This is a genomic window from Aliiroseovarius sp. PTFE2010 (genome assembly GCF_049943335.1).
Lineage (GTDB): Bacteria > Pseudomonadota > Alphaproteobacteria > Rhodobacterales > Rhodobacteraceae > JBNFVY01.
Map to the genome: position 1 here is coordinate 705,501 of NZ_JBNFVY010000001.1, position 20,315 is coordinate 725,815.

General features: G+C 59.7%; 21 protein-coding genes. 13 read left to right on the forward strand and 8 right to left on the reverse strand.

Going from position 1 to position 20,315, the window contains the following annotated elements:
- Both ACP2AV_RS03415 and ACP2AV_RS03420 read left to right on the forward strand, forming a co-directional pair.
- Window positions 1-876: a trypsin-like serine peptidase gene (locus ACP2AV_RS03415; RefSeq protein WP_426371246.1), complete on the forward strand. Its 876-nt coding sequence runs from the start codon at window positions 1-3 to the stop codon at window positions 874-876.
- A gap of 146 nt (window positions 877-1,022) precedes the next feature.
- A complete protein-coding gene (locus ACP2AV_RS03420) occupies window positions 1,023-1,493 on the forward strand; it encodes an Hsp20 family protein (protein ID WP_426371247.1) in 471 nt (156 codons plus the stop codon).
- Between the two features lie 67 nt (window positions 1,494-1,560).
- Here the strand turns inward: ACP2AV_RS03420 and ACP2AV_RS03425 are convergent, their stop codons facing one another.
- A complete protein-coding gene (locus tag ACP2AV_RS03425) occupies window positions 1,561-3,039 on the reverse strand; it encodes an NAD-dependent succinate-semialdehyde dehydrogenase (protein ID WP_426371248.1) in 1,479 nt (492 codons plus the stop codon).
- Window positions 3,040-3,190: 151 nt separating this feature from the next.
- Here ACP2AV_RS03425 and ACP2AV_RS03430 point away from each other — a divergent pair, with 151 nt between their 5' ends.
- Entirely contained in the window at window positions 3,191-3,826 is a 636-nt protein-coding gene (locus ACP2AV_RS03430; RefSeq protein ID WP_426371249.1) for a thermonuclease family protein, read from the forward strand.
- Window positions 3,827-4,201: 375 nt separating this feature from the next.
- Here the strand turns inward: ACP2AV_RS03430 and ACP2AV_RS03435 are convergent, their stop codons facing one another.
- Window positions 4,202-5,185, reverse strand: coding sequence for a P1 family peptidase (locus ACP2AV_RS03435; protein ID WP_426371359.1), 984 nt, complete (start codon window positions 5,183-5,185; stop codon window positions 4,202-4,204).
- A 5-nt stretch (window positions 5,186-5,190) separates the two neighbouring features.
- Window positions 5,191-5,736 carry a hypothetical protein gene (locus tag ACP2AV_RS03440; RefSeq protein ID WP_426371250.1) on the reverse strand — a complete coding sequence of 182 codons (546 nt, stop codon included), beginning with the start codon at window positions 5,734-5,736 and terminating at the stop codon, window positions 5,191-5,193.
- Window positions 5,737-5,923: 187 nt separating this feature from the next.
- On the opposite strand from ACP2AV_RS03440, the gene ACP2AV_RS03445 reads away from it, so the two are divergent.
- From ACP2AV_RS03445 to ACP2AV_RS03475, 7 genes are all read left to right on the forward strand, one after another.
- A complete protein-coding gene (locus ACP2AV_RS03445; RefSeq protein WP_426371251.1) occupies window positions 5,924-7,003 on the forward strand; it encodes a hypothetical protein in 1,080 nt (359 codons plus the stop codon).
- Window positions 6,990-7,166: a hypothetical protein gene (locus ACP2AV_RS03450; RefSeq protein ID WP_426371252.1), complete on the forward strand. Its 177-nt coding sequence runs from the start codon at window positions 6,990-6,992 to the stop codon at window positions 7,164-7,166. The genes ACP2AV_RS03445 and ACP2AV_RS03450 overlap by 14 nt, the downstream gene beginning before the upstream one ends.
- On the forward strand, window positions 7,159-8,304 hold the full coding sequence (locus ACP2AV_RS03455; protein ID WP_426371253.1) for a hypothetical protein: 1,146 nt from the start codon (window positions 7,159-7,161) through the stop codon (window positions 8,302-8,304). Before ACP2AV_RS03450 ends, ACP2AV_RS03455 begins: the two co-directional genes overlap by 8 nt.
- Window positions 8,305-8,349: 45 nt before the next feature.
- Window positions 8,350-10,284, forward strand: a complete 1,935-nt coding sequence (locus ACP2AV_RS03460) for an ATP-binding protein (protein WP_426371254.1) — start codon at window positions 8,350-8,352, stop codon at window positions 10,282-10,284.
- A 121-nt stretch (window positions 10,285-10,405) separates the two neighbouring features.
- Window positions 10,406-11,776 (forward strand): DUF6638 family protein, encoded by a 1,371-nt coding sequence (locus ACP2AV_RS03465; protein ID WP_426371255.1) that lies wholly within the window; start codon window positions 10,406-10,408, stop codon window positions 11,774-11,776.
- Window positions 11,776-12,039 carry a hypothetical protein gene (locus ACP2AV_RS03470; protein ID WP_426371256.1) on the forward strand — a complete coding sequence of 88 codons (264 nt, stop codon included), beginning with the start codon at window positions 11,776-11,778 and terminating at the stop codon, window positions 12,037-12,039. Before ACP2AV_RS03465 ends, ACP2AV_RS03470 begins: the two co-directional genes overlap by 1 nt.
- A 3-nt stretch (window positions 12,040-12,042) precedes the next feature.
- Window positions 12,043-12,696, forward strand: coding sequence for a DUF1523 family protein (locus ACP2AV_RS03475; protein WP_426371257.1), 654 nt, complete (start codon window positions 12,043-12,045; stop codon window positions 12,694-12,696).
- A gap of 87 nt (window positions 12,697-12,783) precedes the next feature.
- Here the strand turns inward: ACP2AV_RS03475 and ACP2AV_RS03480 are convergent, their stop codons facing one another.
- The 3 genes from ACP2AV_RS03480 to ACP2AV_RS03490 all read right to left on the reverse strand — a co-directional run bounded on the left by ACP2AV_RS03480 (window position 12,784) and on the right by ACP2AV_RS03490 (window position 17,035).
- Window positions 12,784-15,114: an aldehyde dehydrogenase family protein gene (locus tag ACP2AV_RS03480; protein ID WP_426371258.1), complete on the reverse strand. Its 2,331-nt coding sequence runs from the start codon at window positions 15,112-15,114 to the stop codon at window positions 12,784-12,786.
- Between the two features lie 16 nt (window positions 15,115-15,130).
- Window positions 15,131-16,129 (reverse strand): deoxyribose-phosphate aldolase, encoded by a 999-nt coding sequence (gene deoC / locus ACP2AV_RS03485; RefSeq protein ID WP_426371259.1) that lies wholly within the window; start codon window positions 16,127-16,129, stop codon window positions 15,131-15,133.
- A 72-nt stretch (window positions 16,130-16,201) separates the two neighbouring features.
- Window positions 16,202-17,035, reverse strand: coding sequence for an AraC family transcriptional regulator (locus ACP2AV_RS03490; RefSeq protein WP_426371260.1), 834 nt, complete (start codon window positions 17,033-17,035; stop codon window positions 16,202-16,204).
- A gap of 146 nt (window positions 17,036-17,181) precedes the next feature.
- On the opposite strand from ACP2AV_RS03490, the gene rpe reads away from it, so the two are divergent.
- A complete protein-coding gene (gene rpe / locus ACP2AV_RS03495; protein WP_426371261.1) occupies window positions 17,182-17,859 on the forward strand; it encodes a ribulose-phosphate 3-epimerase in 678 nt (225 codons plus the stop codon).
- Between the two features lie 316 nt (window positions 17,860-18,175).
- On the opposite strand, the gene ACP2AV_RS03500 is transcribed toward rpe, so the two are convergent.
- Window positions 18,176-18,601, reverse strand: coding sequence for a hotdog fold thioesterase (locus ACP2AV_RS03500; RefSeq protein ID WP_426371262.1), 426 nt, complete (start codon window positions 18,599-18,601; stop codon window positions 18,176-18,178).
- 29 nt (window positions 18,602-18,630) lie between these two features.
- Window positions 18,631-19,257 (reverse strand): helix-turn-helix transcriptional regulator, encoded by a 627-nt coding sequence (locus tag ACP2AV_RS03505; protein WP_426371263.1) that lies wholly within the window; start codon window positions 19,255-19,257, stop codon window positions 18,631-18,633.
- Between the two features lie 84 nt (window positions 19,258-19,341).
- On the opposite strand from ACP2AV_RS03505, the gene ACP2AV_RS03510 reads away from it, so the two are divergent.
- Together ACP2AV_RS03510 and ACP2AV_RS03515 are read left to right on the forward strand one after the other, a co-directional pair.
- Window positions 19,342-19,545, forward strand: coding sequence for a hypothetical protein (locus ACP2AV_RS03510; protein WP_426371264.1), 204 nt, complete (start codon window positions 19,342-19,344; stop codon window positions 19,543-19,545).
- Window positions 19,542-20,126, forward strand: a complete 585-nt coding sequence (locus tag ACP2AV_RS03515; protein ID WP_426371265.1) for an acyl-homoserine-lactone synthase — start codon at window positions 19,542-19,544, stop codon at window positions 20,124-20,126. The genes ACP2AV_RS03510 and ACP2AV_RS03515 overlap by 4 nt, the downstream gene beginning before the upstream one ends.
- The last annotated feature ends 189 nt before the right edge of the window (window positions 20,127-20,315 follow it).

Consider the following 20,315-nt stretch of genomic DNA (forward strand, 5'->3'; position numbering starts at 1 on the left):
ATGACACTGGCGCTGCGCATGTTTCGCAAGGTTATGGGAATGCTGGCGGCGGCCGCGATCGCCTTGGCCGCGTGCGTGGCGGCGGCAGCGATGGCATCCAATGCAGCCGCGGCCCAAGACGCGCCTTTGGTCAGTCTCGATAGTTGGGGGAAATCGCGCGGATGGGAAGCCGTGGGCGTGCTTGAACTTGAAGGCAATCGCCGGTGCACAGGCACCCTGATCGCGCCGGACCATGTCCTGACAGCCGCGCACTGTGTTCACGATCCGGCAACGGGCAAAAAGACACCGGCCAGCAGCATCGTTTTCAACGCGGGCTGGCGCGACGGGCGGTCGGTTGCCAAGCGCCGCGTCACCGCATGGGTGATCCCCGAAGGCTATGCAGATGCCGTGGCCCAAACTGCGCGGCAGATCTCTCTGGACTTGGCTTTGCTGCGTCTGGATGCACCGATCCCGGCGACGCATGCCGATCCCTACATAACAGATGGGGCCATACGCCCCGGCGAAACCGTCAGTGTGGTCAGCTACGGTGCGGGGCGATTTGACGCCCCATCGCGTCAACGCGCCTGTGATGTCACGCGAGCTTATGGTGCGGTCAAAGCGCTGACTTGTAAAGCGGTTCAGGGGTCGTCTGGATCGCCGGTGTTTGCCTTGCGCGGGCCGCGACCCCGGATCGTGGCGGTGGTGTCGGCCATTGCGCAAAGCGACCAGGGCCAGATCACCTATGCGATGGACGTGGAACATTTGGTGCCACGCTTGAAGGCGCGCTTGGCGGCAGGGCGATCCATGCCGGTGGCCAGCCGCAACGAAACCGCTGTACGCCGGATCACCGTTGGTGGGCCGAAAAGCGCATCGGGCGCGCGCTTCGTCAAACCCTGACTTTGGCCGGTCAGCACGGGCCTTGAACCGCGATTTATCACTTCCTACATCAGTTTCACCGGACGCCGATGAACGGGCCCGGTTACCCCATGGCCCTGCCGATCTGTGGAGGGCCGATACGTTATTGCTCAGATGGAGAATGACACATGCGTAACTTCGACATGACCCCCTTCTACCGCTCGACCGTCGGTTTCGACCAGATTGCCGACCTGATGGACCGCGTTCTTGCGGGCGAGCCGACGCAATCAAACTACCCCCCTTACAACATCGAAAAGCTCGGGGAAGACAGTTGGCGGATTTCGATCGCCGTGGCAGGGTTCGCGGACGAAGACCTGACGGTCGAAACCCGTGAAAACGCGCTGGTGATCACTGGTCGCAAGGCCGACGCCGACGCGGACCGGACCTATCTGCATCGCGGCATCGCGACGCGCGCTTTTGAGCGCCGCTTCCATATGGCTGAGCACGTGCATGTAACCGGCGCGGCCCATGAAAACGGCATGCTCCACATCGATCTGGTCCGCGAAGTGCCCGAGGCACTCAAGCCGCGCACCATCGCGATTACCGCATCAAAGCCGGCTGCCGTCGAAGCCAGCGTTGTAGAAAAAGCCGACGCCTGATCTGCGCGAACCAAAGCGAAAACGCCCCGGTTTTTGGCCGGGGCGTTCTGCAATTTAGAGCGTCCAATCAGACGGACAGGCAGATGTATTTCATTTCCAGGTAGTCTTCGATCCCGAACTTGCTGCCCTCGCGCCCAAGCCCGGACTGTTTGACCCCGCCAAACGGCGCAACCTCGGTAGAAATGAGTCCGGTATTCACACCGACGATCCCGTATTCCAGAGCCTCGGCCACCTTGTAAACGCGGCTCAGGTCGTTGGCATAAAAATAGCTGGCCAGTCCGAAAATGGTATCGTTGGCCATGGCGATCACGTCGTCTTCGTCCTTGAAACGGAAGAGCGGAGCCACCGGGCCGAAGGTTTCCTCGGACGCGACTTTCATGTCCTGGGTGACGCCGGTCACGATGGTCGGGCCAAAAAAGTTGCCTTCCATCTGGTGCGGTTCACCGCCAAGGATCACTTTGCCGCCCTTGGATTTGGCGTCGGCGATATGACCCTGGACCTTTTCGATGGCACCCCCATTGATTAGCGGACCAAGGTCCGTGCCGTCCTCCAGCCCGTCGCCAACCTTCATTTCGCGAACCCGCGTCTTCAGCTTTTCGGCAAATGTGTCATACACGCCGTCCTGGACATAGATGCGGTTGGCACAGACGCAGGTTTGCCCATTGTTACGAAACTTGCACGTGATGGCGCCTTCCACGGCGGCGTCCAGATCGGCATCGTCAAACACGATGAAGGGCGCATTTCCACCCAGTTCCATCGAACATTTCATGACCTGATCTGCGGCCTGTTTCAACAAGATGCGGCCCACATCGGTGCTGCCTGTGAAAGACAGTTTCCGTACTTTGGGGTTTTCGCAAAACTCTTTGCCAACGTCCGAACTGCGCGACGATGGCACGATCGACAACACGCCCTTGGGGATCCCCGCCCGTTCGGCCAGCACGCCGAGCGCCAGCGCCGACAGAGGCGTTTCCGAGGCCGGGCGCGCAACAAAAGCGCAGCCCACCGCCAGCGCAGGCCCGACCTTGCGGGTGATCATGGCGTTGGGAAAGTTCCAAGGGGTGATCGATGCGGCCACTCCGATGGGCTGGCGGATGACTTGAATGCGTTTGTCAGGCTGATGGCCCGGAATGGTTTCGCCATAGACGCGCTTGGCTTCTTCGGAAAACCATTCGATGAAGGATGCGCCATAGCCAATCTCGCCCTTGGCTTCGCCCAACGGTTTTCCCTGTTCAGCGGTCAGGATGATACCCAGATCGGTCTGATTGGCCATTATCAGATCGTACCATTTGCGCAGGATTGCCGCGCGTTCCTTGCCGGTCTTGGCGGCCCAGCCCTTTTGGGCATCATGCGCGGCGTCAATAGCGCGCGCGACTTCGGCGCGGCCCAGGTCGGCCACATTGGCGATCGTGTCGCCCCGCGCGGGGTTGACGACAGCAAAGGTCGCGCCGTCATCCGCATTTACCCAGTCGCCAGCGATGTACGCCTTGGTGACCAGCAGACTGGGATCCTTCAGCAGATCGGCAAGATTGGTTTCTGTGTCTTTCATTGGGGCCTCTCATTTTCAGCGATGTCTGCGCGGGTGCAGGCGCAAGGTCTGGCTTGGTATCAACACATGGCCGCGCATGCGGTTCCGTGGTCAAGTTGTTTACATTTCTTAACGCGTCGCACAAAGTGCCCCAGAGACAAGGGGATGAACCGTGCGGTGGTTTGCGATCATTTTGGCGTTGTTGTTCGCCGGCCCGATAGCGGCCCTGAACGTTACCGACGGGGACACGTTTTCGGATCAGGGCGTGACCTACAGGCTGGAAGGCATCGACGCACCGGAACTGGCGCAGGTCTGCGGGACAGCTCAGACGCGCCAGTGGAAATGCGGCGAGCAAGCCAAGGAATATCTGGCGCGCTTGATGCGTGCCGGAGAGGTCCGCTGCTCGCGCCATGGAACGGACGCCTACGGCCGGGTCATCGCGACCTGTTCCGCAGGCGGGGTCGATCTTGGCGCGCAGATGGTGGCCAGCGGGCATGCCTGGGCCTTTACCAAATATTCCACCCGCTACGTTGATGAAGAAAAGCAGGCGTTGTTTGCAAAGCTTGGGATTTGGTCAGCGCCATCGGTGCCCGCATGGGAATATCGCGAACGCGCGTGGACAGCGTCGGCCCAGCAGGCACCGGCGAATTGTCCGATCAAAGGGAACATTTCCAAGAACGGTCGGATCTATCACACGCCCTGGAGCCCTTGGTACGCCAAGACCCGGATTAACACGTCCAAGGGGGAGCGGTGGTTTTGTTCAGAGGCGGAAGCGTTAGCGGCCGGTTGGCGTTCGGCGCGATGGTAGGCGGTTGAGTCGCTGCTGGGGGGCTTTTGAGGCCCCGTCAGCCCTGCGTGGTGCAACCCCCTGACTGTCCAATATGCCTGCTTTCGGGGAAACTAGAGCGGTTCGCTTTTGCATGCCGTGCGCAGGGTAGCCACCCGCCGGTCAGTGGGCGGCTGCGCGGACCTCAAGCATGGGGTTTTGATGGTTGGCCGATACGGCATCGACACCTGTGAAATATAAAGCTCACATGCCGCCATCTTACGAAGCAGACTGATGTTTTGCGGCAATGGCGCATGCAATTCGGTCATTTGCCTGCCCTGTTGGCGCTCTGCGTGCCAGCCATCAGGGCGCCGAGGAAATTGCCGACGTCGCAAAGTACTTTGAACCGACCAAGGATCAATCAGCGAAACGCTCGGACCATGTTGGCAAGACGTCGCCCGGCGCGGGGCTTGCCAGGAAAATGGCCCGCGCAATGGCCCGCGCCAGGCAGAGCGACGCCGTGTGGCCAAGCAACAGCGCGTCGGGCGGTGCGGGGGTGCGGCCGGTGGCGGCGGCAAAGACCAAATCGCCATCGTGCGGCGTGTGGGCGGGCCAAATGGCCCGGGCCATCCCATCATGGGCCGCTATGGCCATACGGGTTGCCTCGGCCTGGGTCAGCGCGGCGTCGGTCGCGATCACCGCGATTGTGGTGGCCGCGCGCGCGGCAGATAGTTTGGTAACTGGAAGGGTCTGCGGGTCATGGGGTTTCTGGCCGAGCCCACCGAATTCATCGCCGAATTCACAATTGCCGGCATGGAAATTGGGGCCATCGCCCACAATGACGCTGCCTATCGGGTTGGCCGCGACAAGCGCGCCGACCATGTGACCGGATGGAAGACGTATCGATGCCGAGCCGAGCCCGCCCTTCAGCGTGGCAGTCGTGGCACCTGTGCCCGCGCCAACGCTGCCCAGGGAAAACTCTGGCCCGGCAGCAGCCAGAGCCGAGGCGCCCAAGGTCGGGTAGGGATTTTCGGCCCAATCCTTGTTCCCGCCGTTGATCAGATCAAACAGGATTGCGGCAGGAACAATCGGCACATTTTGCCCGCCAACGTCGAACCCGCGCCCTTGGGCGCGCAGGGCATCGGTCACGCCGGACGCGGCAGACAGACCCAGGGCCGATCCGCCGGAAAGCACAAGCGCGTCAACCTTTTGAACCGTTTTGTCCGGGGCAAGCAGGTCTGTCTCGCGCGTGCCGGGTGCCCCCCCCATAACGTGCACACCCGCGGTGAAGGGCGCATCCGCCATCAGCACGGTTACGCCAGACTTGATCTTGTCATCCTGGGCATTGCCAACAACCACACCGGTCACGTCGGTGATCAGGTTGCGTGGACCGGGGGCCAGATTGCTCATTGCCCAAAGTCCGCCAGCGCCTGGTAATCGATCGCCTCGAGCAGCGGCATCAGGGTGTCCGTGTCCGCCCCACTGGCCTGGACCAGCAGTCGCCCACCGATCAGCGCGGTCAGCTCGCCGTCTTGAGCAACGAACTTCTGCCGCCCCACGCGCACGATCTTCAATCCCATCAAGCCCGCATTCTGGACCATGCCGGCCATGGCGACCACCATCGGGTTGTCGGCCATCAGCGTCAGGGTCACGGTGTCGGTGCCGTTGGAATAGTCCGCTTCGGCCCCGATCCCGCCGCCCATCATTGAAAGCCCGGCGTTCATGTCGGTATTCACCTCCCGCGTCCATCCTTCGGGTTGAGGCAGGTAGGATACCAGATCGGCGGTCTTCAGCGATTTGAGCTGTTGTTGCGCGTAGGCCAGTTCCTCAAGCGCATACTGGATGTCACCCGACTGATAGGCTTCGATGGCCGAGGTCAGCGTGTCGGTGATTTCATCCGCGCTGGCCTGCAACGGCATCAGGGCAATCGCGGCTGCACAAAGGGCTTTCATCGGAACCTCCTTCAATAAATGTGGCAAGTCTACCGCGCCGTATGCGCCGGGCAATACAAAATGGTGGAAAACCTTTCCATGCGGCAGGTGATTTGCAAAGCTGCAAAAGGAATTCGATGTCAGAGGGATGTAAATTGTTTTTACATTTCCTATATTGGGTACAAGGTATTGATAACACGAGGACAGTATGGCCAGTCTTGATCAGAAAATTCGCGAAAGCCAGGATCAGGTCGCCAAGACCCAATCCGAAATTGCCGAAATCACATCCCGGATCGAGACAGCGCACGCCAAGTTGGAAGCTGGGCAGGATATTACGGTGGATATCGAAAACGCCTCGCTCGACGATGTTCATGCCCACACTGACGTGATGAATGCCAATATCGCCGATCTGATCATGGGGTTGGACGATGTTACGGCAGGCTTTTCCAAGGATTTCGAAGAGATGCGATCGAAAACCGCATGGGAGGGTTTTGTCGGCATCTTTGCCAAGGGAAAATCCGAATCGATGCGCCAAGAGCGCCTGCGCAGCGCGTCGATAGATGACAAGTTGCAGGACCTTATCAGCAAGTCCGATGTGATTGTCGCCCTTCTGGAAAGCCAATTGAACGTGCTGGAAGCCGAAAAGGCCAAGGTGAACGACAACCTTGTCGGCACGCTGGACGAACGAGAGGCTGTGGTGGCGGAACTGGAGGGGTTGCGCGCAGATCTCTTGGCGATGGACCCAAAGATCATCGATTTGGAAAACAAGATCAGCGTCGAACAGGACGCGGCCAAGCGCACCAAGCTTGAGAGTGAATTGGCCGAGATGAACACGAAATACAACGAGATGGTGCAGGACGAGCAGGTCAAATTGGCCAAGAGCCAGACACTGGAACGCTACATCGAAAAAGGAAAAACCTGGGTCGACAGCCTGCAGAACCAGGCCGCGACGCAGACTGTTCTGATCAACAAGCTGGAAACAGACACCAAGCAGCGCGTGGTTTTGTATGATGCGCTGACCAAGTCGTTGAAAACGGCGCAGCAACAGGACGTAGCACACCGCATCAACGAGATCGGCACAAAGACGGACCAAGAAGCGCAAACCGCCATGGCCGCGATCGGATCGGCAACCAATACGCGCATGGCCGAGATGATGGAGGCCCACGGCGACCAGATGGTCTTTGCCCGCAAGGTGCTGGAAGAAAAGGCGAAAGCCGACGAGCGGTTCGCGCGCCGCTTTGCCAAGATCGTCGAAGAACACGACAAGAATCTTTATGGGCAAGCCTGAGGTCATCGGCGGGTTGGTGTTGACGGCCGCAGGGCTGCTGGGCCTGTCGTTGGCGATATCGGGCCTGTTCGGCGCGAACGCACGTCTTGCGGGCGGGATCGTCGCCACGCTGGTGTTGCTGAGCGGTGTGGTGCGTCTGGTCAAAGGGGACGCGGATGGCTGACGTCAACAACCTGACGCACGATCACGTCGATCTATCCGATGCTTTCGCCGCGCGGCGGTATTTCCGCAAGTTCGAGGCGATCACAACCCACCTGGGCCGGGTTGCTGCCACGATGGAGGCCGAGGGCAGCCTGTCCAAGATCGACGTCGCGATCCTGTCCGATTATGTCGACCGGCTGGCTGGAACCTTCCGCGCGCTGAGCCTGAAATACTTGCTGACCGGGCGCGATACTGGGCAATTCTTTGGATCGTTGGCCTTTGACAATCACGAAAGCGGCTTTCCGGTCCATCGTGAATTGTTGATCATGGCCAATGACGCTCAGCAGGCGCACAGCCACCTGATGAATATGCCCCCCGTGGCCGAGTTGAAGAGCCGTATGGTTTCTGAAATCGTCGGCCAGTTGCGTGTGCCAGTGCGCCTGCAGTATTCGCTCAGCCAGCGGCTTTATTACGAAGAGCTGATCAAGGGCGCGCTGTTCTGGGCCTCGAACGATCCCGAACCGCTATGGCTGGGTAACCTCAGCGAAGATCGCCGCAATCCACGCCGCCGCTTCATGGTGCATTGGGCCAGCTATGACAGCCAAACCAACCTGCCGACGATCTACCTGATGGAGGTCGAGGATACCGGCAAGACGTCGCTGCCCAAGGATACCGAACGTTGGCCCGAGGTCCAACGGCACCTTATGGCGCAAGCGCTGGGCGGGCTCAAACTGCTGACAATCGCCAAGGGTTTTGACGAGGATTTCGACGATCTGCACCCCAAGCGACTGCGCCGCTTTCATGTGGGGCCGATGTATTCCAGCGCTTACACCCGTCAGTCTGGTCCACTGCAAAAGGTTCTGGAAGACGCGAACGCGCCGCAGGGACAGGATTGGGCGCTGGCCTGGACGGCCGAGGATCTGGTGTCCGAGCGGGTTGAGACCGAAAAGAAGGGCTGGTTCGGTAGCGTCGAGCGCGAAATTTTTGCGCTGGATCCGTTTTCGGGGCGCGGTGTGGATATGGGCGCGTCGCTGATGAGCCGCGCGATCATCCTGCCCGAACGGCCCTTTCAGGCGCTGGCCGAACAGAACCCTCCGGGTTTTCATGACGTGCGAAAATTCGTGGTGGGCGCCGGTGGCAAGGTCCTGAGCTATGCGTGAACATTGGCAGAAAATACGTGATCTGAGCAAGGCAGAGGCCGAAAAATGAGCATGCCCGCCGACCAGATGGAACTGCGCGAAGAAGACATCCGCGCGCATTACGATGCGGCGCTGTCGATGCTGGAAGGGATAGATCACACGCCCCGGATCGCAAAGCCGAAGGACACTGTTGAACCCGCAAAATCCACTGGTCTGGGCACACGGCGGCGGTTTCGCTCGACCACACCGGGGCTGGTGACACGCTCAACCGCGCGCCCCGAAGGTGTGCGCCTGATCGCGCGGATCGAAGGCGCGGATGGGGGCGATGCCCTGATCACGCCGGTACAAGCGTCGGTGCTGCAAGGGCTGCGCCGCGCTTTGGCTATCGCGCTGGCCGTGGGCGACAAATTTGCCGATATGACCGGGCTGGTCGAGTTGAAAAAGGCGAACCTGGAGGGCCGTCTGCCCGACAACCGTCGCGGGGAATTCACCGAACTGCTGGGCGCCGAGGCACTGGCGACGCTGTCGGTCTTTGCCAATGCAACCGGGTTCTTGCTGGGCGATCAGGCCAGCGAACGAACCGTCCAGATCGGCGCGGTCGAAGAAATTCTGACAGACAACGCGCCCTTGGCCTTGCAGGGCGCGCTATGGGAACTGGATCAGGAAATCGCGGTGTTCGTCGACAGTCACGACAAGCTGGCCCCCACCGTTCTGGCCTTTGCCGAACAGCTGTCAGAGAAGGTGGCGCTGCGTGCGCAGTCGGCCCCCCGCACCCAAGCGTTCGAGGCGGCGCGTTGGCGCGTCGAGGCCGATGATTTCACCATTCAGGGCGTCACCCCGTCACGCAAGGGGCGCGGGTCCACGCTGACGATGCAGTTCAAGAAGCCGAACGAAGTTGTGGGCAACCACATTGCCAAGTACCAGTCGATGAAATTGGCCAAGATGCTGATGGCCTATGATTTTACCCGCAAACTCAACCCTTTTGCAGAACTTGGCGGGTTCATCTTTACCTTCATGGGGGACGGTGCGCCAGGGACCGGCAAGACGACCCTGATCCAGATGATGGCTGGGCTGATCAACGACTATTGCGCAGATGTGGGATATCCGTTCCGCTATCAGAACTTCAGCATCGACCAGATCGACAGCTATCAGGGGAAATCGGGCCAGAACGCCAAGACCTTCGTTCAAAACGTGCTTGACCCGTCGGTGATTGGCTTTGGCACCATCGACGACATAGACCAGATCGCGGGCAAGCGGGGCGACCGGCAGTCGTCCTCGGGCCAGCAAGAAGTCACCGCCGTCTTCATGGAAGCTTTTGCCGGGGCGAACACTGTTGTGCGCGGCAACTGCACCTTTGGCATGTTCAGCAATTTCCCGGAAAATGTCGATGACGCCCTGCGCCAACGGGCTGGCGCACGGTTTCTGGTCGACGGGCCCCAAAGCCGTGACGATTATATCGACATCCTTGCCCTGCTATTGGGCAAGAACCATGACATTCCCTTGGGCGCCCATGACCTTTATGCCGCCCAGCAGATCAAGCGCGCGGTGGCGGCCAGTTTCGAAAAGCACGAGCGACCACAGGAAGAGGGGCTGCTTCGTGTTTGGTCGCAGACCGAAGCCAAGATCGGCAAGCTGGATACGATTGCCAAACTGGGCACCTACCTGAAGGGGATCCAGCAGGCCGATGAACGCTTTACGGGACGCGCGATCAAGAACATCACAGATGCGGTAAAGGTGCGCGCGATGGATTTCGAACTGCCCGACGAATGGATGGCGCAGCCCGACCTGTTCCTCTTCAAGTCCTACGACGAAAAAATGGCAATGCTGCGCGATATGATGCAGCCCATCACGGTCGACATGGTGATCCAGGAGATTAACCGCTACGCGGACAGTGAATTCCGCTATGCCGACAAGTCCGATGAGGTCGCCGTGGACAACATGGTGCGCGAGATGGAGCGGACGGCCGCGGCGCGCAAAAGGTTCGAGGGTGGCAAAAATTGAAAGAAGAATGCATGCTTTCCTTTCTGTCCGGGCTTGGGCGGCCGGGTGTCACGTTCTTGGCAAAGGGGCCTTGTGGCCGGGCGCATTGTTCTTTGCTAGGCTCGGATGCGGGAGGCAAGCGATGCACCGCCTGATCGCCAAAGGGCTGATGTTCGCCAATCTTGTCCACGTCGACAGCCCTGCTCTGGCCGAAAGGTACAACCGGGCGCTCAAGCACCTGAGCGGTCGGACCACCGGACTGACGGATTTTTATATCGATATCGCCGGATTTTCCCCCGAGGTGGCCGATGAACTGGGCGATCCGCTCTATCTCAATCCGAACGGCGTGAACCGGCAGTTCATCCTGCTGACCACGGCGCAGAAACACGCGCCCCTTTTGGACGCCGAGTTCTCGAGCAGCCGCGAGATTCTGATTCAGTTCATCGAGGCCAATGAAAGCGACCTGTTCGCGTTGACAGCCAAGGATGCGGTCGCCGGCGAGCTGGCCAACTCGGTTTTCGAAGCATCAACCCCCGCGCGGCTATTTGACATTCGCCGCATCACGGTCGAAGCAGACACCACTGGCAACCATATCGCCGATGCTCGCGCACTGACGGACAAGATCGATCAGTTCAAGTCGCACGATGACGCATGGTTTGACGATGCGCTGATTGGCGAAATGATCGCACTGGCCCGCCAGACCGGCGACGTGACGCGCAACCCGATTGCGCTGACGCCGATCAGCTACGACCAAAAGAACTTCTGGACGGCCCATTTCGGGGGCATTTACGCGTTCCGCGATGCTGAACACCCGGCGGCGATCACGGTGCAGCGCATGTCGGAAGATCTGCCGATCGCTCATACCTTCACGCTGGACGACCGCAATTCCATTGCCCATTTTTTCGAACTGAACCAGTTGGTGGAACCGATTGTGCGCAAGAAGGGCGGGCCGGGCGCCGAGATCATCGGGCAGAAGATGGACTTTGTTCTGATCGATGCGGCCGCCAGTATGGGGATTGATCTGGGCGGCGGCAGCAGCCGGGAATTGCGCGCCATGGCACGGCAGATCGGTGCGCGCCTGCCCGCTGAATTCCACGGGCTGGCGGCGCTGAAACGTTGGGCCGAGGCAGGGGGGCCATGGCCGCGCATCAGCTCGGACCATCCGGCATATTTCTACACCCTGCGCGCCCGGCGCGGCCCGGACATGGATCTGGTAAACCAGCTTCTCGCGGAATTGACCCCGTTGGATTTCCGTCAATTGTTCATCTGTCACAAGCAAGCGTTCTATAAACGCTATGCCGGGTTTAGCGATGCCAAGCGCGCCTATGTGGCGGATTTCCTTGAACGTGACTATATGATTGACAAGGAAGGCATGCGCGATGCGCTGTTCGGCGGGGCCAGCATGGTTGAGGTGCGCCACGACCAGGGGCCTTGGACGCGCAGCACCAAGCGCAAGCGCGATCTGGTCGATCTGGTTGGCCCGTGGGGATCAGTACTGAAGGGGCGGAAGTGATGGGTGCGTTGTGGATGCTGTTCTGGGCCTACCTTGTGATGGCGGTGGCTTACCTGCTGATTTCGGTCTATTCGCGCTCGGTACGCAAGGAAAAGCTGGAAGACGCGTGGGACGAAGGCGGGCAAATTGGCACGCGTGACGATCATGTCCAGCGAGGGCTTGAAGCCTATGACCAATCTTTCCGGCGCAAGGCGATTGCGCTGGTGTTTCTGATCCCCATCGTGTTGATCGCGGGGATCACCATTTTGACGAATATGAGGTAAGCGATGCGCTATGTGAAATGGGTGTTTTTGACGCTTCTGATCCTGCTGGTCGGCGGCTTTCTGCACTATACACTGCCGCAACACGACATCGTTCGCATTGTGAACACCTATGAAGAACGTCAGGATCTGGGTGACTGGACGCGGATTTTCTGGTCGGTGCCTGATACACAATCCACCAGCCTGGCCAATCGGGATGTTCAGTTCATCCAGACGGTCAAGGCGAACGGCAAGACCATGGTGTATCGCAATGAAGATACCGGGTGGGGATGGCCCCCCTATTTCAAGTTTGACACCGCCAACCTTTATACCGAAGCGAATGACGCAATATCCAACAAGGCCGAACCCGAATGGTATTCGATCACGCATTACGGTTGGCGAAACGAATGGCTTTCGATCTTTCCCAATGCTGTTGGATTAAAGCGGGTCGACGGGCCGGATGTGACGATTATTCCTTGGGTGAACATCATCATTCTGACCATGTTGCTGCTGATCGCAATCCTGATTGTGCGGATGTGGCGGCAGTTCCGCGAACGCACCATTGACCCATTGCTGGAGGACGTTGACGAGGGCTGGGACAACGTCTCGGAAGGTGCGCGCAAAAGGTCCAAGGGATTTCGCGCTTGGCTGGGGACATGGCGTGGCAAGCCGCGAAATTGACGCGGGACATGACTGTCGCGTCATGCGGACGCCATGAAATTCTAAATGGCCCGGCTCGAAATGGCCCGGCGCCCAAGGGCGCGCCGGTTATTCGCCGTAGGGCACCCAGACTGTCTTGATCTCGGTTGCTTGCGCCAGCCATTCGCGCGCGCCAATCCGGCGCTCTTGGCCGTTGTTCACCCATGTCCGTTTCAGGTTGCCTGCCGACAGACGTTCGATCTCGGCCGACACGTCGCTGGACGAAAAACTCCAAACCGCATCCACGTTCAGGTGGCTGGCCATGGTGGGCGCCAGCTCTGCGTGATCGCCAGTCAGGATATTGACCACGCCGCCGGGCAGGTCTGAGGTATCCAGCACCTGATAAAAATCCGTCGCCGCCAGCGGAAATGGGTTTGACGCAACCAGCACGCAGGTGTTGCCCATGGCAATGGCCGGGGCCATGACATCGACCAATCCGCCCAAGGGACGCGCATCGTCGCACAGCGCGCCAATGACGCCTACGGGTTCGTTGATGGCCAACGCCAGCCCCCGCATTGGCACGGGCTTGGCGGCGTGGTCATACTTGTCGGCCCATGCGGCATAGGTGAACAGGGTTTCGATCGCATCCTGTACTTCTTTTTTCGCCCTAGCGGCGTTGGCGCCTGTAAGATCGCGGATGCGGGATGCAAATTCGTCGGCCCGCGCCGAAAGGTTCTCGCCGATGTAATAAATCACCTGGGCGCGCAGATGGGCCGTCGCCGCGGCCCAGCCCTTGGCTGCGTGGGCGGCCTCGACGGCATTGCGCACATCTTTGCGATTGGCCAATGCCGTATGGCCCAGAAGCTTGCCCTTGGCCGACCAGACGGGGCGCGAATAGCCGCCATCAGGCCGCGCTTGTTTGCCCCCGACATAGAGTTTCGCAGTGCGGTCCAGCGGGCCCACTTCAACACCATCCGGTTGGGGGATAGCGGCTATGGACTTGATCGGTTTCGGCTTTCCGGTCGCCTTGGTATAGGCTTGAATGCCTTCCCATCCGCCTTCGCGTCCAAACCCACTCTCACGTACACCGCCGAATCCGGCTGCGGCGTCGAACATGTTGGTGCCGTTGATCCAGACGACCCCGGCCGCCAGTTTTGGCGCGATATCCAGCGCGACGTTCAGGTTTTCGCTCCATACCGTCGCGGCCAAACCGTATCGGGTGTTGTTGGCGATCTCGACCGCTTCGGCAGGTGTGCGGAAAGTGGTGGACACCAGCACCGGGCCGAAGATTTCCTCTTGCATCAGACGGGCCGACGGCTCTGTCCCGGTAATCAGCGTGGGGGGATAATAACAGCCCGGGGGCGCAGGGACGGGTTGGAACACCTCGCCCTGATCGTTTGCGCTGACCATGTCGGTGATGGTCTGCAACTGCACCGGATCGACCACAGCACCCACATCGATGGACTTGTCCAGCGGGTCGCCAATGCGCAGCTTTGTCATGCGCGTTTTAAGCCGTGCATAGAAATCATCCGCGATGCTTTCCTGTACCAACAGGCGCGAGCCGGCGCAGCAAACCTGGCCTTGATTGAACCAGATCGCATCGACCAGCCCTTCGATGGCGCTGTCTATGTCGGCGTCATCGAAAACGATGTACGGGCTTTTGCCGCCCAGTTCGAGCGTCAGGGACTTGCCGCTTCCTGCAGTGGCTTCGCGGATGCGGCGACCGACTTCGGTTGAGCCGGTGAAAGCGATCTTGTCGACGTCCGCGTTTACCAGCGCCGCGCCCGTCTCCCCGTCGCCGGTGACGATGTTCACGACGCCCTTGGGCAGGCCTGCCTCGACGCAGATCTGCGCAAAGAGCAGCGCCGAAAGCGATGTGTATTCCGCCGGTTTCAGCACGACCGTGTTGCCCGCCGCGATGGCCGGCGCAACCTTCCACGCCAGCATCAGAAGCGGAAAATTCCACGGAATGATTTGCCCGCAGACCCCCAGGGGGTCGCGCCCGGGCAGTTGCTCTTCGATCAGTTGGGCGATGCCCGCGTGGTAATAGAAATGACGCGCGACCAGCGGGATATCCACATCGCGGCTCTCGCGGATGGGTTTGCCGTTGTCCAGCGTTTCCACCACAGCCAGAAGGCGCGCGTGTTTTTGCACCAGCCGGGCAATGGCATAGAGATAGCGCGCGCGGGTGTGGCCAGGCTGTTTGGCCCATTTCGGCTGGGCGGTTCGCGCCGCCTTGACGGCTGCGTCGACGTCTTGCGCCGTTCCTTGCGAGATGCGCGCCAAGGCGTCGCCGGTCGCCGGGTTGCGGCTTTCAAAGCCGTCGGCTGGCTTGGTCATGGTCCCGTCAACAAAATGGCCGAACTTGCCGCCCTTCGCCGCGATCCAAGCCAGTGCCTCGGACGCATTTTCGGGGGCGGTGCCGTAGTCCATCGTTTCGAATATCTCTTTTACGTTCATTTTGACCTCGGAAACCTCAGCCCATGGGGTGGCGGTAAGCGGCGGAATAGGCGCCGGTGATATGGTGTTCCAACTGCCGTTCGATATCGCCCAGCAACGACGACGCCCCGAACCGGAACAGATGCGGGTCCAGCCATGGGTCCCCCAGCTCTTCCTTGACCAACGCAAGGTAGGTCAGCGCGTCCTTGGCCTTTGAAATGCCCCCTGCCGGCTTGTAGCCCACGCGGATGCCGGTGCGGGCATGATATTCACGGATTGCGCGCATCATCACCAGGCTGACGGGCAGGGTGGCATTGACGGGTTCCTTCCCGGTCGAAGTCTTGATGAAGTCTGCCCCGGCCATCATACACACAAGCGAGGCCCGGGCGACATTGCGCAGGGTTCCAAGCTCGCCCGTGGCCAAAATCGCCTTCACGTGTGCTTCGCCGCAGGCGGCGCGAAATTCGCACATTTCGTCGTAGAGCGCCTGCCAGTTGCCGGTCAACACATGCCGCCGGGAAATCACGATGTCGATTTCCTGCGCGCCGGCCATCACGCTTTCACCGATCTCGGCGACGCGCAAATGGAACGGGGACAGACCGGCGGGAAACCCGGTGCTGACGGCGGCGACGGGAATGCCCGTACCGCGCAGCGCGTCCACCGCCGTTTTGGCCATATCGTGATAAACGCACACGGCGCCGGTGGTGATGCCGGGCATCCCAAGCGCGTCCAGCAAATCGGTGCGGACGGGATGGGCGGCCTTCGCGCAAAGGCGCCGTACCCGGCCTGGCGTATCATCGCCCGACAGGGTGGTCAGGTCGATCATGGTGATGGCCTTCAAGAGCCAAGCGGCCTGATAATCCTTCTTGACCGAGCGCCGGGCGCCGATGGTGGCTGCGCGACGTTCAATGGCGGATTTGTTGGCCTGCGCGCGCCGCACCCACGCCATATCCAGCGGAATCGTTTCGTTGCGCGGCGCATGCACTTGGGGCAGACCGGCAGTGGTTGTCGAATTGGTCGCTAGCTTGGTGCTCACGGGCGCTCTCCCTCGGATTGCAGTGCGCAGGGTTGCACCGAATGCGCTGCCTGGCAAGGTTTTACCGAATGGTCAAATGGGTTGCACGATTCCTTTTTGATGCGACATCCGGAACTGACGGGGGGTGACGTTGAACTGCGCGCGAAACAGACGGTGGAAATGGCTCATGTTGGTGATGCCGCATTCTGCCGCGATCTCGGCCAGCGTGTCGCCGGTTCCGGCCAACTGCCGTGCCGCGTGGTCCATCCGGATGCGGTTGACATAGTCCGACGGGGTTTGCCCAAGGTATTTCTGCATCGTGCGGCTTACGTGAGCATGGGCCTTGCCACTCGCGCGCGCCAGACCGGCCGATCCATCGCGGAAAACGTCTGGGTCGCGGGCTGCTACGCAGGCGCGGACCAACCAGTCAGGAGCATCTTGCGGCAGCTGCGGGTCTTCAACATCCAGTTCGGCGAGCAGCGCCAACAAGAAGGCCTCTATATGTAAAGCAGTGCGAGGTGCCCGTTCCAGCGCGACGGCCCTGTGCGACAAGTCGGACAGGCGCCGGATGTCACGGTGTACACGGTGCGGGGCTTGTCCCCAGAAAAAGCGTTTCTGAAACCCGTGTGCCGCAATACGGTCAACAACACCGGCGCTCACGACGATATTCACCAGATGCGGCTCTTCCCCGACGCCCTGGACAGCATGGGCCACGCCTGGCGGGACAAACACAAGGTCGCCTTCCTGCAGCATCTCGCGCGTGTCGGCGTAATAATGCCTGGCCCGGCCGTTGTGCAGCCAAAACACTTCGTACAGGGTATGATGATGCAGGGCCTTGGGACGCGCCGTATCCAAGACCGCGCGGGTGAAATGAAATGCGGCATCCGGACCGACAATCGCGTCGCTATTGATTTCGACATATTTCATGTCATCACAATAGCACATATTGCTATCCGATATTGTGACAAAATGGCAAATACTGCACATTTCTAAGCCTTCACGCCAGTTACCCCGCCCCGACGTGACATTTGCCAAAAAAGGGGGCATCCATGGGACAAAGAAAAGGGAATCGCATGACCTTCGACCGCTCGCTGAAAATCGCTCCTTCGATCCTGTCCGCTGATTTTGCCAACTTTGGCGCCGAAATTCGCGCGATCGAGGATCAGGGGGCCGACTGGGTCCACGTCGATGTGATGGACGGTCACTTTGTCCCAAATCTGACCTTTGGCCCCCCCGCCGTCAAAGCGTTCCGTCCGCATGTAAAAACAGTGATGGACGTGCATCTGATGATCGCGCCGGTCGATCCTTATATCGACGCCTACGCCGCCGCCGGGGCCGATATCCTGACAGCGCATGTCGAAGCCGGCCCGCATATTCATCGCACGCTGCAGGCGATCCGTGGGGCCGGAATGAAGGCTGGGTTGGCGCTGAATCCCGGCACGCCTGCGCACGCGGCTGCGCCGTTGCTGGATATGGTCGACTTGGTCTGCGTGATGACGGTAAACCCCGGATTTGGCGGACAAAAATTCATCCATAGTTGCGTGGAAAAGGTGCGGGACCTGCGCGCCATGATTGGTGATCGCCCGGTCCATATCGAAATCGACGGTGGCGTCGACCCGACCACAGCACCGCTCGTGGTGGCCGCCGGTGCTGACGTGCTTGTCGCCGGATCGGCTGTCTTCAAAGGCGGCTCGGTTGACGCGCCGGACGTCTACGGCGCGAATATGAAGGCCATTCGCGAATCCGTCTGATCCGCGAACGGCCCTTTCGTTTTCCTGCGCTCAACGCCCTGCAGGACGCTTGGTTTTTTGCGCCATTTCGGGGGGCATCGGCTTTGCAGCGCAACAAATGGCGCACGGGTCAAACCGGTGCGCTTTTGGCCCGGTCGAACAACTTTGCCGTCCATGGGGCATGGTCGTGACAGTGCAAAAACGAATGTCATTCGCTGCACCTGACGCCGCCTGCCAAATCGCTACGCAAGCTTCGGTATTCGCGGTGTCTTTTGGCCGCGCCGCCCGTCCGGTATGTCCGGTATGGTGGATTTGTCCGTCACGCCATCGCGACGTTCTAAGACGAACGATCCAGCACGGCCATGGTCAGGCGCGAAACGCAAATCAAACGTCCAGAATCGTCGGTGATATCAATGTTCCATACCTGCGAGCGGCGCCCGATGTGCAAAGGGCGCGCGGTGCCCGTCACCGTGCCCTTGGATACACCACGCAAGTGGTTTGCATTGATTTCCTGCCCAACGCAGATATGACCCGGGGGCGCTGCCAGGTTGGCGGCAACCGATCCCACGGTTTCAGCCAGTAGGGCCGAGGCGCCACCGTGCAGCAGCCCCATGGGCTGATGGGTGCGCTTTTCTACGGGCATCGTTGCGGCAATGTAATCGTCGCCGAAATCGGTTACCCGGATGCCCAGCACGTCTTGTGCCAAACCTGTGCTTTCCGTGTTGATTTCGTCCACGGTGAACGGTTTCTTCCAAATTGTCATTGAGGTCCTTGTCGTGCCTGATGTGCTATTCAGATCAGTTTTTCGGCTAATGCGATACTGACGGCATGGGTGGTGTTACGGGCGTTCAGCTTTTCCTTTACGCGCGAGAGGCGGAGTTTCACCGTCGGTTCGGCTACACCCAGTTTGGCAGCCATTTTCTTTTGCGACAAGCCGTCAGCTGCCAGACTCAAGGTGGCTATTTCTTCGACTGACAGGGTGTTTTCAAATGTGCTGTCGGAAAGCTTCTGAAGCGTGTTCAGGCAGGTGTTCAACTCGTCGTCTGCAAATTCACGGTCCGTCCGTGCGATCGACAAAAGCGAACGTCGACCGTTCCCCTTGGCCGAAATGGTCGCGCCGTAATTCAAACCATGCGCCGCGGCCCGCTTGAAGATCGGACTGGCCCGGTTCAGGGGCACCTCGCTCCAGCGGCAAGTGCCGGTCTTGCTCATGCTCCAGTACAGCATCGGATCAATGAACATATAATTGCGTGCTTCGTATTCGTTCTGCCATGATGGCGGGTAGGTCGAATGAAAGTACTCGGGGCCGCGCACGGTCACGTTAAGGCCCAGCATATAGCCGGACGCCGAGAGATATTCGAGCAAGCCGAGTTGCTTGTCGAACCGATGCGGCAGTTCTTTGTAAATCTGGTTCGCCATGGCTCTATACTTTTAGATAGTTCTTTTCGGTAGGGAGTGCCAGTTTTTCTTCACGCCTAAGTTGTGGTGCGGCATGTTTCTTGAATGAAACGCTCTGACGATATTCAAGAATTTGAACTGACCGAAGATATGGTCCAATCGCTCTTCGTCTATTTTGACGAATTTGCCGAAGACGGGGTCCTGCGGGTCGAAAAGAACGAGATCGGGCTCTGGTTCGTTTCGTCGAAACGCCGCGCGTTTCTGGGTCTGGCGAGGTTGCCGGAAGTAAAACGTAGGTGGGTTGTATGAAAGATGGATCGGCGCTCGAAGATTGTCAGATCGAGATCGTCAGATATCCGGGAAATATGGATAAGTGGAACTTGGTGAAGGCTTTTCTGCGACTTCGGACAAATGTGTTCGTCGATCAGATGAGTTGGAACCTGCATGTCCACGATGGTTTGGAATTCGAGCAATACGACACGCTGGCGGCGGTCTATGTCATCGCCCACCAGCACGGCAAAGTTGTCGGCGGGGCGCGGTTGCTCCGGACCGACAACAAGAGCGGTATCTATGGATATATGATCCGCGACGCCTACCTGGGGCGACTGGAGGGTCTGCCGCGCGAGTTGTGCGAAGAAGAACCACCCTTTGATCGCGACACGTGGGAGTTGACCCGCTTTATTGCGACAACCGGCGCCGCGTGCAGCCGCGGGATTTTAATGCAGGCGAATGATTTCTTGCGCAGTCAAAATGCGAAGAAATGCCTGTTTCTCGGCCCCCCGGCATTCATGCGTATGGCCAAATTCATGCGTTTCGCGCCGCGGCCCCTAGGGCCAGTGTCAGCCAATCAAGACGGCCGTTTTCTCGCCTTTGAATGCGCCGTAATCTAGCGGCAAACGCGCATCCTGCCGGAAATCCGATCGCGGGTGCTACAATCGGCCGGCGTGGAAATCGCTCAACCCACTTGGGTCACGCCAGAGGGGCACTGGCAACTTTTCCCCGATGATCAACCCAAGGAAAGAAGCCTGAGAATTTGACCAGCGAAAATGCGGCGCGCTGGCGGATACGCAAGCGCCGGG

Coding starts and splice junctions, on each gene's coding strand:
- ACP2AV_RS03415 (WP_426371246.1), top strand. CDS start 1: ATGACACTGGCGCTGCGCATGTTTCGCAAGGTTATGGGAATGCTGGCG.
- ACP2AV_RS03420 (WP_426371247.1), top strand. CDS start 1,023: ATGCGTAACTTCGACATGACCCCCTTCTACCGCTCGACCGTCGGTTTC.
- ACP2AV_RS03425 (WP_426371248.1), bottom strand. CDS start 3,039: ATGAAAGACACAGAAACCAATCTTGCCGATCTGCTGAAGGATCCCAGT.
- ACP2AV_RS03440 (WP_426371250.1), bottom strand. CDS start 5,736: ATGAAAGCCCTTTGTGCAGCCGCGATTGCCCTGATGCCGTTGCAGGCC.
- ACP2AV_RS03445 (WP_426371251.1), top strand. CDS start 5,924: ATGGCCAGTCTTGATCAGAAAATTCGCGAAAGCCAGGATCAGGTCGCC.
- ACP2AV_RS03450 (WP_426371252.1), top strand. CDS start 6,990: ATGGGCAAGCCTGAGGTCATCGGCGGGTTGGTGTTGACGGCCGCAGGG.
- ACP2AV_RS03455 (WP_426371253.1), top strand. CDS start 7,159: ATGGCTGACGTCAACAACCTGACGCACGATCACGTCGATCTATCCGAT.
- ACP2AV_RS03460 (WP_426371254.1), top strand. CDS start 8,350: ATGAGCATGCCCGCCGACCAGATGGAACTGCGCGAAGAAGACATCCGC.
- ACP2AV_RS03465 (WP_426371255.1), top strand. CDS start 10,406: ATGCACCGCCTGATCGCCAAAGGGCTGATGTTCGCCAATCTTGTCCAC.
- ACP2AV_RS03470 (WP_426371256.1), top strand. CDS start 11,776: ATGGGTGCGTTGTGGATGCTGTTCTGGGCCTACCTTGTGATGGCGGTG.
- ACP2AV_RS03475 (WP_426371257.1), top strand. CDS start 12,043: ATGCGCTATGTGAAATGGGTGTTTTTGACGCTTCTGATCCTGCTGGTC.
- ACP2AV_RS03480 (WP_426371258.1), bottom strand. CDS start 15,114: ATGAACGTAAAAGAGATATTCGAAACGATGGACTACGGCACCGCCCCC.
- ACP2AV_RS03490 (WP_426371260.1), bottom strand. CDS start 17,035: ATGAAATATGTCGAAATCAATAGCGACGCGATTGTCGGTCCGGATGCC.
- rpe (WP_426371261.1), top strand. CDS start 17,182: ATGACCTTCGACCGCTCGCTGAAAATCGCTCCTTCGATCCTGTCCGCT.
- ACP2AV_RS03500 (WP_426371262.1), bottom strand. CDS start 18,601: ATGACAATTTGGAAGAAACCGTTCACCGTGGACGAAATCAACACGGAA.
- ACP2AV_RS03505 (WP_426371263.1), bottom strand. CDS start 19,257: ATGGCGAACCAGATTTACAAAGAACTGCCGCATCGGTTCGACAAGCAA.
- ACP2AV_RS03510 (WP_426371264.1), top strand. CDS start 19,342: ATGAAACGCTCTGACGATATTCAAGAATTTGAACTGACCGAAGATATG.
- ACP2AV_RS03515 (WP_426371265.1), top strand. CDS start 19,542: ATGAAAGATGGATCGGCGCTCGAAGATTGTCAGATCGAGATCGTCAGA.